The sequence below is a fragment of the Pectobacterium sp. CHL-2024 genome, assembly GCF_044751765.1.
Classification (GTDB): Bacteria; Pseudomonadota; Gammaproteobacteria; order Enterobacterales; family Enterobacteriaceae; genus Pectobacterium; species Pectobacterium brasiliense.
The window spans coordinates 72962-88466 of the sequence record NZ_JBIXKO010000011.1 but is presented as its reverse complement, the minus strand read 5'-3'; the positions used below and the strand labels follow the sequence as shown (position 1 = coordinate 88466).

The 15505-nt window shown below is 56.2% G+C and carries 11 protein-coding genes and 1 pseudogene; 3 read left to right on the top strand and 9 right to left on the bottom strand.

All coding sequences use genetic code 11. The features are described 5' to 3' along the window. Positions 1-2: 2 nt before the first annotated feature. From ACIPUG_RS15965 to ACIPUG_RS15940, 6 genes are all read right to left on the bottom strand, one after another. Positions 3-1361: an HlyD family type I secretion periplasmic adaptor subunit gene (locus ACIPUG_RS15965; RefSeq protein WP_400339229.1), complete on the bottom strand. Its 1359-nt coding sequence runs from the start codon at positions 1359-1361 to the stop codon at positions 3-5. A 64-nt stretch (positions 1362-1425) separates the two neighbouring features. After that, positions 1426-3285, bottom strand: coding sequence for a type I secretion system permease/ATPase (locus tag ACIPUG_RS15960; protein WP_400339226.1), 1860 nt, complete (start codon positions 3283-3285; stop codon positions 1426-1428). A 207-nt stretch (positions 3286-3492) separates the two neighbouring features. Beyond that, positions 3493-4110, bottom strand: coding sequence for a heme acquisition protein HasA (locus ACIPUG_RS15955; protein ID WP_039287544.1), 618 nt, complete (start codon positions 4108-4110; stop codon positions 3493-3495). Positions 4111-4227: 117 nt separating this feature from the next. After that, positions 4228-6906, bottom strand: a complete 2679-nt coding sequence (locus ACIPUG_RS15950) for a TonB-dependent hemoglobin/transferrin/lactoferrin family receptor (RefSeq protein WP_400339223.1) — start codon at positions 6904-6906, stop codon at positions 4228-4230. A 260-nt stretch (positions 6907-7166) separates the two neighbouring features. After that, positions 7167-8120 carry a FecR family protein gene (locus ACIPUG_RS15945; RefSeq protein WP_400339221.1) on the bottom strand — a complete coding sequence of 318 codons (954 nt, stop codon included), beginning with the start codon at positions 8118-8120 and terminating at the stop codon, positions 7167-7169. Between the two features lie 99 nt (positions 8121-8219). After that, positions 8220-8729, bottom strand: a complete 510-nt coding sequence (locus ACIPUG_RS15940; protein WP_039287522.1) for an RNA polymerase sigma factor — start codon at positions 8727-8729, stop codon at positions 8220-8222. Between the two features lie 285 nt (positions 8730-9014). Here ACIPUG_RS15940 and ACIPUG_RS15935 point away from each other — a divergent pair, with 285 nt between their 5' ends. The 3 genes from ACIPUG_RS15935 to ygjG all read left to right on the top strand — a co-directional run bounded on the left by ACIPUG_RS15935 (position 9015) and on the right by ygjG (position 12479). After that, entirely contained in the window at positions 9015-9185 is a 171-nt protein-coding gene (locus ACIPUG_RS15935; RefSeq protein WP_164671868.1) for a hypothetical protein, read from the top strand. A 120-nt stretch (positions 9186-9305) separates the two neighbouring features. Continuing rightward, positions 9306-10730 carry an aminobutyraldehyde dehydrogenase gene (patD, locus tag ACIPUG_RS15930; RefSeq protein WP_039287520.1) on the top strand — a complete coding sequence of 475 codons (1425 nt, stop codon included), beginning with the start codon at positions 9306-9308 and terminating at the stop codon, positions 10728-10730. Between the two features lie 342 nt (positions 10731-11072). Continuing rightward, positions 11073-12479, top strand: a complete 1407-nt coding sequence (gene ygjG, locus ACIPUG_RS15925; protein WP_196398792.1) for a putrescine aminotransferase — start codon at positions 11073-11075, stop codon at positions 12477-12479. A 137-nt stretch (positions 12480-12616) separates the two neighbouring features. On the opposite strand, the gene ACIPUG_RS15920 is transcribed toward ygjG, so the two are convergent. The 3 genes and pseudogenes from ACIPUG_RS15920 to ACIPUG_RS15910 all read right to left on the bottom strand — a co-directional run bounded on the left by ACIPUG_RS15920 (position 12617) and on the right by ACIPUG_RS15910 (position 15497). Continuing rightward, positions 12617-13069: a carboxylesterase family protein gene (locus ACIPUG_RS15920; protein ID WP_400339259.1), complete on the bottom strand. Its 453-nt coding sequence runs from the start codon at positions 13067-13069 to the stop codon at positions 12617-12619. Between the two features lie 93 nt (positions 13070-13162). Then, positions 13163-14161 (bottom strand): annotated as a pseudogene (locus ACIPUG_RS15915) (carboxylesterase/lipase family protein); the annotation flags it as partial. Positions 14162-14510: 349 nt separating this feature from the next. Beyond that, positions 14511-15497, bottom strand: coding sequence for a methyltransferase domain-containing protein (locus tag ACIPUG_RS15910; protein ID WP_400339218.1), 987 nt, complete (start codon positions 15495-15497; stop codon positions 14511-14513). Between the last annotated feature and the right edge of the window lie 8 nt (positions 15498-15505).

The window sequence follows — 15505 nt, the reverse complement described above, 5'->3', positions numbered from 1 at the left end:
GATTACTCCTCGGTCAGCGCCAGATGTAGGCGATCGGAAAGCGGTTTAAAAAGATAGTTGAGTAGGGAGCGCTCACCGGTACGAATAAAGGCTTGCACCGGCATGCCAGGGCGAACGTCCAGCCCGGCGAGCTGCTGCTTACCCTGTTCATCAACGTGAATACGCAGCGCGTAATAGGGTTTTCCGGTCTGCTGCTCGACGAGCTGGTCGGCACCGATCAGCGCGACAACGCCGGAAATACGCGGTGTGGTGCTTTGGTTGAACGCAGAAAACAGCAGCTCCACCGGTAGTCCGTTGCTGACTCTGTCGACCAGTTCGATAGGCAGCTGCGCGTCAATCAATAACGGCTGCCCCTCAGGTACAATCTCCATCAGCATCTGCCCGCTATTCACCACGCCGCCTTCAGTGTGCAGCGCCAGCCCAACCACCGTGCCGCTGGCGGGGGCGCGAATGTGCGTGTGCTGAAGTTCATACTCCGCCGTTTTCAGCCGCTGGGTAAGATCCTGAATGGAGCGCTGGGTATCGGCGAGTTGGGCGCGTACCTCTTTCTGGTATTCGTTCTGACGCTGCTGAATTTTTTGCTCCAGCTCGACGACCTGTTGCTGGAGCTGTACCTGATTATTCCGTTCCTGCGCGATCGCGCCCGCCAGTTGGGCTGCCTGTCGCTCGACGTCCAGCAGGCGGTTACGGGCGATATAGCCTTCCTGTGCCAGCGGACGCAGCCCGCTCAACTGCTCGCTGATAATCTGAAATTGCGTTTGGCTGCTGGCCAGCAGCGCCTGTGAACCTTGTGACTGCGCTTTGGCCCCGATGATCGCGGCCTGTATCGCGGCGCGTTCCTGTTGCAGGGCTGCACGACGGCTGATGAAGAGCTGTTGCTGGGCAATCTGAATTTGTTGCGTGACGGTGCTGTGTTGCTCCGTGGGGGCAGGGAAGGCGATCGTGTTCAGATCGTCACGTTCCGCCAGCAGACGTGCTTCGCCCGCGAACGCTTCCTGAAGCTGGGTAACGAGATTGTCGCGCTGCGCCTGAGCGGGCGTTTGGTCCAGCGTGGCAAGGACTTGCCCAGCCTGCACATGGTCGCCATCCCGTACGGTGAGCGAGGCGATGCGTCCGCTACTGACAGGCTGCACGGCTTTTCGGTTATCTGCGACGATGACCCGACCGGATACGCCGACGCCTTTATCCAATGGTGCCATGCCAGCCCACAGCAGCAGGCCACCAAAGCCTGCCAGAACCAGCCAGAGACCGTACTTCAAATAGCGTCCGGCGTCGGTGTGTAACGGCATCGCCGCGACGTTATCCGCCATCGGATGGACGGGAGTTGTTGGCTGTGATGTGACTTCGCGTAACGCGGACATGGTTATCCTCTTCTTTCCATGATGCTGTTCTGATGGCAGGCGTGCGTTATCAATGCGCTGAGCCTCATTTATCCGTTGCGGCTCGTCGCGGCGTCGGCGCGCTGTATACCATGCTCAACCCGGAGGAACCGGGCTCTTTTGGGGTAAAAGCATTGGCGGCGTCAGCTGTTTTAACCTGTGCAGGTTTGGCGTTGGCGGGTTTCGTCATCGGTTTGGCAAGAGAAGGATTGGCAGGCTTGGCGCGCTGTAACTCTTTCAACACCTGCTCGGTTGTGCCGAAATACTGGATCTGTCCGGCGCGCAGGACTAACAGCTTATTAGCGCAGGACAACAGAGCAGGCTTATGTGTGATCAGCACCTGCGTGCTTTTGGCTTCCTGCTGAGCGGCAATCGCGGCCAATAAGGCTTTCTCGCCATCGTCATCCAGACTGGCATTGGGTTCATCCATCACAATCAGGCGCGGCTGGTTGTAAATGGCTCTGGCAAGAGCAACGCGTTGCTTCTGACCGCCGGACAGCCCGGCTCCGCCTTCGCCCAGTTGCGTATCGTAGCCCTGCGGCAGCCGCAGAATCATCTCGTGAACGCCTGCCGTGACGGCAGCGGCAACGATCTTTTCTGCATCCGGCTGGGTGAAACGGGCAATGTTTTCGGCAATCGTCCCGCTGAAAAGCTGGACGTCCTGCGGCAGATAGCCGACAAAGCGGCCCAAATCGCCTTTGTCCCACTGGTGCATGTCCGCGCCGTCCAGCCTGATTTTGCCACCGAGGGCAGGCATGGCGGCAACCAGCAGGCGGGCGAGGGTGGATTTGCCTGAACCCGACGGGCCTAAGACGCCAAGCACATCGCCGGGAGCCAGTTCAAACGTGATATTCGCGAGTATGGGCGTGCGCGTGTTGGGCGCGTTAGCGCTGAGCTGTTCCACCTGAAGTTTACCTTCCGGGGCGGGCAGCGCCATGCCAGCAGGGCGCGCCGGATGGTTGTCGAGCAAGATATTGACACGCTGCCAGGCGAGGCGCGCCTGCATCCACTGTTTCCAGACGCCAATGATCTGATCGATCGGGCTGAGTACGCGGCTCACCAGAATGGAACCAGCAATCATCATACCGGGCGTGATATCGCCGTTGACGGCCAGCAGCGCGCCCAGCCCTAGCATCAGAGACTGGAGCGCCAGCCGTGTGCTCTTCGTCAGCGAGGTAATGTTGGCGCTTTTTTCGCTGGCAACGTTTTGATAATAGAGAAACGCGTTATGCTGCGTCAGCCAGCGTTCACGCATGGCGGGCAGCATTCCCATCGCTTCGATGGCATCGGCATTGCGCAGATTGGCGTTGGCCTGCTGCGTCGCCTGAACGGTGTTTTGTGCGGCTAAGGCCAGAGGTTCGCGCGTGAGTTTTTGATTCAGCCAGGCCAGCACAATCAGTATGATCGCCCCCGCCAGCGCCATTACGCCCAGCCAGGGATGAAGTAAGAAGATCACCAGCAGATAAACCGGAAACCACGGCGCATCAAAGAAGGCGAACAGCGCATTTCCGGTGGCGAACTGGCGCAGGGCAGTCAGATCGTTTAAGGCCTGGCCGGCGCTCGCCGTGCCGTTCCTGAGGTTGCTTTCAAACGCCGCATTGTAGATACGTTGATTCAGTCGCATATCCATCTGCGTACCGAGGCGGATCACCACGGCGCTGCGTATCCATTCCAGTAATCCCATCAGTAAAAACAGGCCCAGCATAATGATCGTCAGCATCGCCAGCGTCATGGTGCTGCTGGATGGCAGTACGCGGTCATAAACCTGGAGCATATAAATCGCCGGTGCCAGCATCAGCAGGTTGATGACGGCGCTGAACAGGCCAATTCCCCAAAATCCCTGACGGTAGGCGGCCAGCGCGTCAATAATCTCCCGACCTGATGAAGCCGGATGGGATGCGGACATGGGATGTTCCTTCTTCAATAAAGTCGCCATCGTTCTCACTGTGGTGTATCCACAAGGTGGAAGAGGGGAAAGCGGTTAGCCGTACCGCTATTGACGCGGTTTGCCAACGGTTATTACACTCACTAGACCGTCGCGGTTCAGATGTTCTCTCCGTACCGCGACGGTGTTCACTCAAACGGCTAAAAGCGTCATCTTTTAGCCGTTTTCTTATGCCGCCAGCAGATCGGCCGTTTCGGCGACGCCAACGACGTCAACCACGGTATCGGCAGAAAGCGCAGCATCAGAGGTCGCTGTAGCGAAGCTCAGGCTATCCAGGCTGGCGTTAATATCGATACCCGCATTGCTCAGCGCAGTCAGCAGCGGCTGAACCTGTCCGCTCATCAGGCCGTAAATCACGTCGTGTACCACGCCGCGATCGCTAACGGTCAGGTTGGCAACGTCCGTGGAGAGATCCAGTCCGCTGAAGGTGACTTCTGGTTCCGCAAGCGAATACGTGGTGCCTGCTGTGGTGCCGCCTTGCAGGACGTTCCCGAAGGACAGGGTGTCCAGATCGCCGTACAGCGTGTGGGCAGGTGGGGTGAAGAGGCTGTAGGTCAGATCGCCGCCGGCAATGAGCGCGGAGAAATCGTTCTGCGTACTCGTGATCGCATATTGAGTACCGTCTATAAAGGTGTCGCCGCCGTAAAAGCCTCCGGTATTATTGCCACCGACTTGTGTATTACCCGCGGTATGGTTAACGTCACCAAACGCTGCCGACCATTCAGTCAGGTAGCTGGCAATGCTGTAATTGGCATAGTAGGCATCGTAGGTAATTGCAAAACTCATAATAGATTCCTCATTAACTAACGATCTACAGGCACGGTCATCCGTGTCTGTTGTGAAAGAGGATGAGCCATCCCATCCCCTTTGTTTTCCTGCCTCCCGCATGGGGAAACAGAGAAATTAGAATCGATACTCCACACCAGCCTGCACCGTTCTTCCCCGGCTTGGCGTGTAACCCAGTGATTCGCCATAGCTCACGATGTAAGTACGGTTAGCGATATTCTCGACGGAGCCACGCACCGTCAGGCTGTCGGTCAGACGATAGCTGGCGTACAGATCGTAAACTTCATACTTGGGCCAGTCGGCTAAATAGGCTGAGTTGGCCGGTGCGGCAGCGTCCTGATAGCCGGGAGCAAAACGCATCGTGACGCCCATATCCAGCTTGCGGTCGAAGACGCGCGTCCCCAGCGTGACGGAACCGCGGTCGCCCGGCAGATAGGCGGCGTTGCTGAATAACAGCGTTTTCTGGCAAGAGGCATCGCTGGCCGTGGTATCAACAGGCGTGGAGTAGTAGTTGCCTCGGGAACCGCCAACGGTGGTGATGCCGCCCATCCAGGCCACCGGTGCACAGAAATCGTTATTGCCGATCATGTGGGTGTAGGTGGCATCGACATACAGAAAGCCGGCGTCGTAATTAAGCTGGTATTCCATGCCGCGGAAGCGGCTCTTCGCCAGATTGTTTTGGAACACGGAGTTGCTGAGTGAATAGCCGTTATAGCCCGGCTTATTGCGCGCGCCGTTCAGGCTGATGTAGTTGTTTATCCGGGTGTCGAAATAGGACACCTTGCTGACCAGCCTGTCGCCATCGACGAGCAGGTCCGGCTGCTGAATATTGAACCCGACTTCCCAGGCGCGGGAACGCTCCGGCTTAAGGTTGGGATTCGGATACAGATAGTAGTTGCCCGCGCTGTAGGTGCCGTTGGCAAAGGTTTCGCTGACTGACGGCGGCCGCCAGGATAGGCCATAGCTGGTGTACAGCTGTAGCCATTCAACGCCGGGACGGACGCCCGCAAACAGGGTGGGGGACAGCTTGCCGTGCTCGTCATCGACATTCCAATCCTGCGTGGTGGTCGCGAACGGCGGGCAGAGCGCGATCGACCGTGCAGTACAGGGATTCGTAATGGTATAGGGGATTTCCCGATAGCTGATGCTGGTGGTGCCGCGTAACCGATAGCGATCGTACCGCAGGCCGCCTTGCAGCGTTACCCATTCATCGTAGGCGTAATTCAGATTCGCGAACAGGCTGGCCATTGCACGATTCCCTTCCGGGGTCGCGTTACTGGCGGTGCTATTGGCGCTGTCCGTGGTGATCTTGTCGTAATAGAAGTCCATTCCATAATCAGCTTTCAGATCGTGCGCGCCCTGCTGCCACAGCGTTGAGGTATTCTGCGCCTGCGCCCCGTAGGTACGCAGCCGCGTGCTCTCGTGATACGCGCTGGTATTGGAAACCGCATAATTCTCGGTGTCGTTATTGGTATCGGCGTAATAAATCTTGGCCTTAAAATCCAGCCAGCGCTGGTTGTCCGGTTTCAGGCTGTAATCCAGCGCGGTACTGCGCGCCATAATCTCGCTGTGCCCGCTGGCCTTCCAACCCAGTTCGGTATTGGAAAGGTTGGACAACGTCCCGACATTTTCAGAAGAGGTTTGCGTTTGCATATAGCTGAGCTGGAAGCGCTGATTAGCTGGCAGATTCCAGCCGATTTTCGCCAGCCGCGAGCGCATGGTATAAGCTGCGCTGGTCACTTTTTGATGCTTTAAGTTATTGGCCCACTCTTCGTAATTATTTGAATTGCCCGGGATACGGATATTACCGAGATTGCCATCATTGCCCGGCCAGTAGTCGCCCAGATGACGTTCGCTGGCACCGACCAAAATGTCGCCGCTTTCGTTACCCAGTGCGAGCACGCCACTGCCGATAAAATGCGTTCCGTTGTCGCCGGTGCTGGCATGCAGTTTTCCGCCCAGCTCTTTACCCGGAGCGAGAAAATCGTGGGCGTTAACGGTGTTAAATGTAGCGACGCCGCCCAGCGTACCCGCGCTGCCCATCACGTTTGTCGCGCCTTTTTCAATCGTTGCGCCGGAGAGCAGCTCCGAATCGATATACATCTGTCCATTGCGCTGGCCGTAGCCGGTTTTTTGAAAATTCTGCCGCACGCCGTCGATGTTCATATTCACGCGACCGAAATCCTGTATTCCGCGGATGTTGACCGACAGCGACGGGTCCTGCTGGCTGACGCTGGAGTAAACGCCTGCGGACTGTTCCAGCAGATCGGCGGCGTGGCGGGAAGGGCGGTTATCCATCTGATCGCGTGAAATAACGCTAATCGCGCGCGGCTGTTCGTAGATCCAGTCGCCTGGGTTGGCGACGGTAAAGGCGCGAACTGTCATCACGTCGTCTATTTTTGCCGTATCGACGTTGACTGAACGAGGGCGCAAGGTAATGACGCCATTGCTGCCGATCTGGAAATCGACGGGATGAGTGCCGATCAGCCTGCGCAGCCCCTGTTCTGGCGTGAAGCGCCCTTGAAGCGCAACGGCCTGCATATTTTCCAGTTTAACGTCGGCAAAAAAGACCTGTAGCCCCGCCTGTTCGGCGAAACGCAGCAACGCGCTGCTCAACGGCTGCGCGCTGATGGAAAAGGCGGAACTCTGGCGAGCCGCTTCCTGAACGCTGGCGGTCTGCGTTTCTGCTTGCGCATAGTGGAGCGAGCCAGACAACGACAGTGCGATGCCGACGGCAAGAGAAAGTGGATTACGTTGTAACAAGCGGCTGTCTTGCTGTTGTGTTCTTTTAAACATTTTTCGCCTGGTCTGCCATCGGTTAAATCATCAATAAGCATTAATAAACAAAGGGATAATTAGCCCTCTTTTTCTTAATGAAAATGATAATAAAAATCATTACCTAAATATGAAGACGGATGAGATGACAGAACCCGTAAAAAAATATTTAAATTTTTTTCTCCGGCGCGTTGCGGCCTTGTGAACGTAAAGGGAATTTATGCGTGATGACCACTCCTGAGCAGCATGGCAGGAGTGGGGAAGACAGGTGGGAGAAAGGATCAGTACAGAACCGTGACGCCGGGGAGAGAAACGGTTTTGGCACCCAGCTCGGTGGCGATGGTTTGCAATGCGCCATCCAGTTCGTTCAGTGAAAAGATGCCGCTGACCTGACGCTGGCGCAGGGCTGACGTGGGGATAACGATCGTACCCGAGCGATACTGATTGATACGTGCGATGACGACCGCGAGCGGCTGTTGATCGAAGATCAGCAGGCCGCGCCGCCAGTCGCCGCGCTCACGGCTATTCCAGCCGGGGAGGCGAGTCATCCCTTGTTCGGTATAACGTGCTGCCTGTTGTTCATCAAGCCGCAGCGTTTGCCCGTTTGCCGTGACCTGAACGCTGTGCTCCACCACGCCGACGGTCGTGGTCTGTGATGAATTCTGCACGATGAACTGCGTGCCCAGCGCCTGTGTGGTGCCTGAGGCGGCATCAACCAGGAAAGGGCGTTTCTCTTGGGCGGTTGTCGGCGCGACGGTGAACCAGGCGGAACCTTGCAGCAGCGTGACGCGCCGTTCTTGCTGCGTATAGGCGAGCGAAATGGCACTGCCCGCATCCATATCGACCTCACTGCCGTCCGGCAGCGTAACGTGTTTAACCTGATGTGCCGCATGATAATCCGAACGTAACATGAGGATGCCGTCGGAAATCCAGGTTGCGCCGAGACTGAAACCCAGCAGCAGCAAGGCGGCGATTTTCCACTGCGTTGCACGGTTAACGCGCCTGATGAGAAAGGTGGCTGGCGGTTGTGGCTGTAGCACCTGCCGTTGCTCGGCGTTGAGCGACCCAAGTCCATGCCAGAGCATCCCTGCCTGTTCCAACGCGTGGCGATGGCGCGGATCCTGTTCCAGCCAGTGTTGGAATGTCAGTTCCTGTTCATCGTCCAGCGGCGCTTCGGCCAAACGTATGGCCCAGCGTGCTGCCTGCTGTTGGATTTCAGGGGGATAATCGTTCATGTTGTAGGCCTGGAGTGTGTAGGGTCTCTAAATAGGTAGACGTCTGACGGCAATAAACCCGTAAATAATTTGTGATTATTTCACGATGAGCGACGCATTTCACGAGGCGCGGATCGTCATCATCGCGTGCAGCGTCATGGCAAGATGTTTCTCAACGGTGCTGAGGGAAATCTCCAACTGTTGAGCAATTTGCGCCTGCGTCATATGCTCAAACCGGTGCAGATGAAATATCAGCTGCGTGCGTTCAGGCAGCGTCGCCAGTACGTTTGCCAGACGCTCCAGCTCCTGCTGGGCGATGGCCGTTTGATCGAGCTGGGGGGCAGCATCCGGCAGGTATTCCAGCGTCGCCTCCGCGTCGTCAACGGACGCCGCCATCTGCCAGCGCTGCTGGTGGCGGACATGATCAAGCAGCAAATTATTTGCTGTCTTATAGAGATACGCCTTCTTGTCGTCTACATCATCTTGCTGTTCCAGCCGTTGTGCCAACCGTAAAAAACTCTCTTGCACCAGATCGGCTGCTGCCTGAGGGTCGCGCAGTTTATGATTGAGATAGCGTTCCAACCGTTCTGCATAGTGGTTGAACAGCATTCTGAGTTCAGACTCTGACATGCCAACGTCCCGTCAGGTGACCTTCCCGCCGACTCTGCGGCAACAGAACCCCTTTCCCTTGTCACAGCGCTATCCATAGCAATGCACGGCACTGTCCATAACAATGCATGGCACTGTCCGTTGACGCCGACGGGGTAAGGTCCTGAATAATAAATATGTGTAATTGATAATTATTATCACATATGCCGAACCGAAAAGCAGAGTTAAATCTTCTTCAGATTGGCGGATTTTCGTCATCGACTACACTTATCTTTGCTGGCTTATTATTTAATCAGGAGAGACGAAATGACCACGAAGGACTCAGAGCAGGATCCTAAAGAGGTGACGGTTAGCGAAGGGCTGGCAAAGGTGCATGAAGCATCAGAGCAGTTGACGGAAGAAGAGATTGAAGCGCTGGCGGAAGAAGCCAGACAGGCCGCCACGCAGACGCAGAAAGAGTCGGGCAACGCGCCCTAGTGTAATGCCGCAGGTTGCAGAACGGAGCGACAGGTAAGCGCAACGTGGCAGGTTTTTTGCACAGACATTTTGCAGATAGTGATGAAAAACAAGATGGTTTTCTCTCTGTAAGGAAAATGTATGCACGATAAATTACTCATAGAAGGCAAGCTGGTCGCGGGGAAAGGCGAGGCGTTAGCGGTATTTAATCCTGCAACAGGAGAGCAAATTGCCGCCATTGCACAGGCCGACCTGCACCAGGTTGATGCAGCCGTGCTGGCTGCGGAGTCGGCTTTTGCACACTGGGGACAAACCACGCCGAAAACGCGCGCGACGCTGCTGCTACAGATTGCCGATGCCATCGAGGAACACGCAGAGACGTTTGCCGAGCTTGAATCGCTGAACTGCGGTAAGCCCTACCATGCGGCGCTGAATGATGAAGTGCCTGCGGTCGCTGATGTGTTTCGCTTTTTTGCCGGCGCGGCGCGCTGTCTGAGCGGTTCGGCGGCGGGAGAGTATCTCGAAGGGCACACCTCGATGATCCGGCGCGATCCGGTTGGCGTGGTAGCGTCCATCGCCCCGTGGAATTATCCGCTGATGATGGCATCGTGGAAGCTGGCACCGGCACTGGCGGCGGGAAACTGCGTGGTACTGAAGCCGGCGGAGCAAACCCCGCTGACCACATTCTATCTGGCACATCTGCTGGCGGAGATACTGCCCGCTGGCGTGGTGAATATCGTGTTCGGGCGCGGGGCGGATATCGGCGATGCGCTGACGGGGCATGAGAAAGTGAATATGGTGTCGCTGACCGGCTCAATTGCAACCGGTGCGCATATTCTGTCGCATACCGCCGCGAGCGTAAAACGCACACACATGGAGCTGGGCGGTAAAGCGCCGGTGATTGTTTTCGACGATGCGGATATCGATCAGGTGGTTGATGGAATCCGCAGTTTCGGTTTTTACAATGCGGGGCAGGACTGTACTGCCGCCTGTCGGCTATATGTACAGCGTGCGATCTACGATGAGGTCGTAGAAGCATTAGGAAAAGCGGTGGCGACGTTGAAAATCGGCGATCCACATGATGAAACCACCGAGCTGGGGCCACTGATTACCGAGCCGCAGCTGGAACGCGTGATTGGCTTTGTCGAACGCGCCAAAGCGCTGCCGCACATTACGGTGGTGACCGGCGGCGAGCGGGTGAAAGGGCAGGGATTTTACTTCCAGCCCACGGTGCTGGCGGGGGCAAAGCAGGAAGACGAAATCGTCCAGAAAGAGGTGTTTGGACCCGTAATCTCCATCACGCCGTTTGACGATGAAGCGCAGGTGCTTGGCTGGGCGAATGCCTCGCATTACGGGCTGGCCTCGTCGGTCTGGACGCGAGATATCGGGCGGGCACACCGTCTGGCCGCGTGCCTTCAATACGGCTGTACCTGGGTGAACACCCACTTCATGCTGGTGAGTGAAATGCCGCACGGCGGGCAGAAGCTGTCCGGCTACGGCAAGGATATGTCGATGTACGGTCTGGAGGATTACACCATCGTGCGTCATATCATGATCCGGCATTGAGGATCTTCTGCCTCCTCAGGGATTCTGTTTGTCCTGCACGAGAAACCGGTACTGGAGAAACCGGTAATGATATAGCGCGTTTGTCCAGCCCCGGCGTGCCCCAAAAAAGGGCGCGCTGGGCAAAAGCAGGGCATCACGTGTTGCTTTTATTTTCTTCATACTGGCATGTGCCATTCTTATTGGTTATTAATTCCGTCTATTCGTATTTAGTTCAAATCATATACTGAATTTTTGTGTTAGATCGCGTTTTTGTATTTTATTCTAATTTGGGGCGGGCGACTGGCGTGTTATGTGCATTAATTAAAGTGGCATCGCGTGATGTCCGTTTTCAAGGAGCGCATTTTGTCCAGATCAAACGCCCACCTTAACCCGCTAGAGTGTACTCAGCAGGCACTGCATTGGATTCATAGTGACACGCTATCCCACGATGACATGGCGGCACTGAATCGAGAAGTTTTGAGTTGTTTTCGTGAATACGTCAACCCGGGTTTTCTGGAGTACCGAAAATCTGTCACCACCGGCGGGGATTACGGCGCAGTCGAATGGCGCGCCAGCGGACCGAATACGCTGATTGATACCCAAGGGAATGAATATCTGGACTGCCTCGGCGGTTACGGCATTTTTAACGTCGGGCATCGTAACCCTAACGTGATTGCTGCCGTTGAGCGCCAGCTCGCCAGACAACCGCTGCACAGTCAAGAACTGCTCGACCCGCTGCGGGGATTGCTGGCAAAAACGCTGGCGGCGCTGACGCCGGGCGATCTGAAATACAGCTTCTTCTGCAATAGCGGAACGGAATCGGTTGAAGCCGCTTTAAAGCTGGCGAAGGCCTACCAGTCACCGCGTGGTAAATATACCTTTATCGCCGCGACAGGTGCATTCCACGGGAAATCGCTGGGCGCGCTTTCTGCCACCGCCAAACCCGCGTTTCGTCGTCCCTTCATGCCGCTGTTACCCGGCTTCCATCATGTTGCTTTTGGCGACATCAACGCCATGCGCAAGCAGGTTGAGCAATGCCAGAAGACCGGTGATGACGTGGCTGCCATCATCCTTGAACCCATTCAGGGAGAAGGTGGTGTGATTGTGCCACCGGAACATTACTTGCCTGCGGTCAGAGCGTTATGCGATGAGGTTGGGGCATTGCTGATTCTGGATGAGGTACAAACCGGCATGGGTCGCACGGGCAAGATGTTCGCCTGTGAGCATTATGGCGTACAGCCTGACATTCTGTGTCTGGCGAAGGCGCTGGGTGGCGGTGTGATGCCGATTGGCGCAACGGTGGCGACGGAAGAGGTCTTCTCCGTGCTGTTTGAAAATCCGTTCCTGCATACCACCACGTTTGGCGGCAATCCGCTCGCCTGTGCGGCGGCACTGGCGACCGTCAATGAGTTGCTGACAAAGAATCTGCCAGAACAGGCAGCGATACAGGGGGAATTTTTGCTACAGGGCTTACGACAGCTGGCGGCCGAGTATCCTCAATTGATTATTGAAGCAAGAGGAATGGGGCTGTTGCAGGCTATCGAATTCAGGAAAAACGAGATCGGGTATGCCTTCGCGAAGGAACTGTTTCAACGTAATGTTCTGGTGGCGGGCACGTTGAATAATGCTAAATCGGTCAGGATTGAGCCACCGCTTACCATCACGCGCGAGCAATGTGCCCGAGTGCTGAAAGAAGCGAAGGAAGTGCTCAAGAAGCTTAATGGCACAATGCCTGACGAAAATAAAATGAAGGAATATGCGGTAGAGTGAAAAACGAGACGGAAACACGCAGCACCCTATTAGGTTCACTCCGAAAGCCAGCCAGCCCTTACTGACTGGCTTTTTTTATGCTGGCGATCTGCGCTTCGCAAACGCCTTTGCAACGACTTCATGCGGGATAACGTGCGCTATGGCGTACCGCTCTCCGCCAGTTTCTCGACCAGATCAAGACGCGTTTTCCATGGATCGGCGATATCGCGAGTCTGTTCTGCACCTGCCGCAGGGATAAACAGAATGTTGTCTTTCTGGCTGCTATAGGCGTTCCATGTCGGTAAACCGCTGGCGTTAGGGTTACCGGTACGGGCAAAGTTCACCCAGTACTGATTCATCTGCTGGGCAACGGCACGATCCTGCAGTGTGGTTTTCTCGCCATAGCGTGCCGTTACCGTGTTAAAGACGTATGGAATCTCACTGGCGTGAACGGCAGCAGGCCACTGCGCGCGCATGCTGTCGGCAACGTAGCCAAAACGGAATTGCCAGACGGGTAGCGCGGCTTTTTCCCAAATACGTGCGACAAAACGCGCCGGTTCCACCATGAAACGGTCGCTGGAAACGGCCTTGGCGATCTCCTGCGGTGACATACCGTGGTAAGCCTGAAGAGCCTGCTGCCGATCGCTGGCAGGGAAAACGGCAACCGCGTCGTCTGACGTCGCGACTTTCGGCGGGAAACTGATATCGGCATCCGTAGCGCCAATCATCAGCGGCACGCGCTGGAAGTTACCCTGACGGTAGCTATCCTGCGGCTCTGCGGCGATCGCTTTGCCATCGAGCATCGGGCCGGAATAATCCGGTGCATTCATGGAGGCCATATTCAGGCCGTTCACCACGTTATCTGCGGGAATTTGCCGCAGCGCCGTCAGGGCTTGCGCATCGTGACCGCTGATGCCATTTGCGCTGGCAAAGGCGAGACCGGCCTGCTCTGCTTTTTGCCAGCTTTGGTTAGGCACGATATTTTGTCTGCCGGAGCCGGATTGAATAATCGCTTTCTGGAATAATCCCTGAGATAGCTCGCTGGTCAGCAGAGAGCCGACGGCAAAACCGCCTGCGGATTCACCAAACAGGGTGACATTTTGCGGATCACCATGGAAAGCGGCGATGTTTTTCTGCACCCACTTCAACGCCGCAATTTGATCCATCAGGCCGTAGTTGCCACGCAGCGACTGGTCGGCCAGCGCCGGATGGGCAAAAAAGCCAAAGCGGCCGACGCGATAGTTGAAGCTGACGAAGACGACGCCCTGACGGGCAAATTCCTGCCCGGAATAAATCTCGGGCGAGGCGCCGCCGTTGACGAAACCGCCACCATAAATCTATACCATCACCGGCAGCGGGCCTGTGGCGTTAGCTGGACGCCACACGTTGAGTGTCAGGCAATCCTCACTGAATCCAACACCGAGCGGCGCGGCATCGCCGGGAAAAGGATTCTGCATGCAATCCTTGCCGTATAACGTTGCTGAGCGAATATCGCTCCAGCTTTGCACTGGTTGCGGCGGTTGCCAGCGCAGTTCGCCGATGGGAGGGGCGGCAAAGGGGATGCCTTTAAAAGCATCGACGCCTTGCGTCTCGCTCCCGCTGATGCGGCCGCTGTCTAACGTTACCTGCGGATCGTTTGCCAGCGCCGGCTGGCTGGCGGCAGCCAGCAGTAATATCAGGCTGGCAGTGATTTTTTTATCCATGCGTTTTTCCTTAGGGATGAAAACAAAAAAACCTGCCAGACGTGATAGGCCTATCACGTCTGGCAGGTTCGCCTTTTAACTCGTTATACTTCAAGTTACATGTACGTTAGCAGCGTTCAGTCACCCGAATCACTTACTTGAGTAAGCTCATCGGGACTCCTTCTCTTGCCGCCTGCCTGAAACTTGAATTATTTAGAGTTTCTCAATCAGTCACGCCCTGTAATGTCATTTATAGGCGCTTTGCACTGGGCTGACAACCTTAGGTGTGCAGAAATATGATAATCATCAACATGATGCAGCAGCGGCGTTGTCAGTCTTGCCGGTGTCAGCGGGTACGAAGTATCTGCAGTTATCGGTGTTTGCGGGCGATCAGTACATTCAGCGGTGCCATGGGAAATGCCTGATGACGACGAGTTTCGACAGAGGTAAAGCCCGTTTTTAACAGCCACTGCGTCAGTTGACCTTCCCGCGTGACGTGGCGTCCACTCATTTGCATCGGCAGGTAGAACGGCAAAACCGGTGCGGCATCCTCCGGCGCTTCGGCAATTTCCGCCTGTGCCAGAACCAGCGTGCCCTCCGATGCCAGCGTATCGTGGAGCGCTGCCAGCATGGCGGGGATATCTTCGACAAAATGCAGGAACGAAGAGCTCCAAATCAGATCGTATTTCTCGCTGGGCAATGCGCCGCTTTGCGCTGACAGACGTGCGGATAATCCGGCTGCGTCAATATTGCGATGCGCCACGGCGGCGGTCTGCGGCAGGTCATACACCGTGCCGGAGATCTGAGCGTGACGCAGCGCCAGCGTAATCGCCACCCAGCCGGGACCGCCGCCCAGATCGAGAACGTGTCTGATTTGCGGGAAATCCGGCAGGCTGGCGATCAACTGCTCGGCACGGTCGGCCGTTATTGCCCGCTGTTCCTGAGCGATTTGCTGTTCCGCGGCATTGGCCCACGCCGCATCGCGCGGTAATTCGCCCAACTGCGTTTGCAGCGGCTGAGACATACCGTCGCCGAGCCCCTGACCAAACTGACGCAGGCTGGTCAGGCGAAAACGCCAGGCGTCGCCCAGAAAACGTGAACTGCTGCGACAGAGCACGGCGGCGCAGGCCGGAGCGGTGCAATAGCCGTCGTGATGACGCGTCAATAACTGCATGCTCCACAGGATCTCAAGCAGAAACCCGGTTTTCTCCGGCTGCCAGCCCAGCGCTTCCGCCAGCTGTTGCGGTGTGGTGACTTCTTCCAGTCTGTCGAAAATCTGCTGTTCCAGCGCCAGATATAAGGCATCCGCCTTCACGCTGTTGGCGGCAAGCTGCCATAACGTCTCTAATGGATTCATACGTGGTT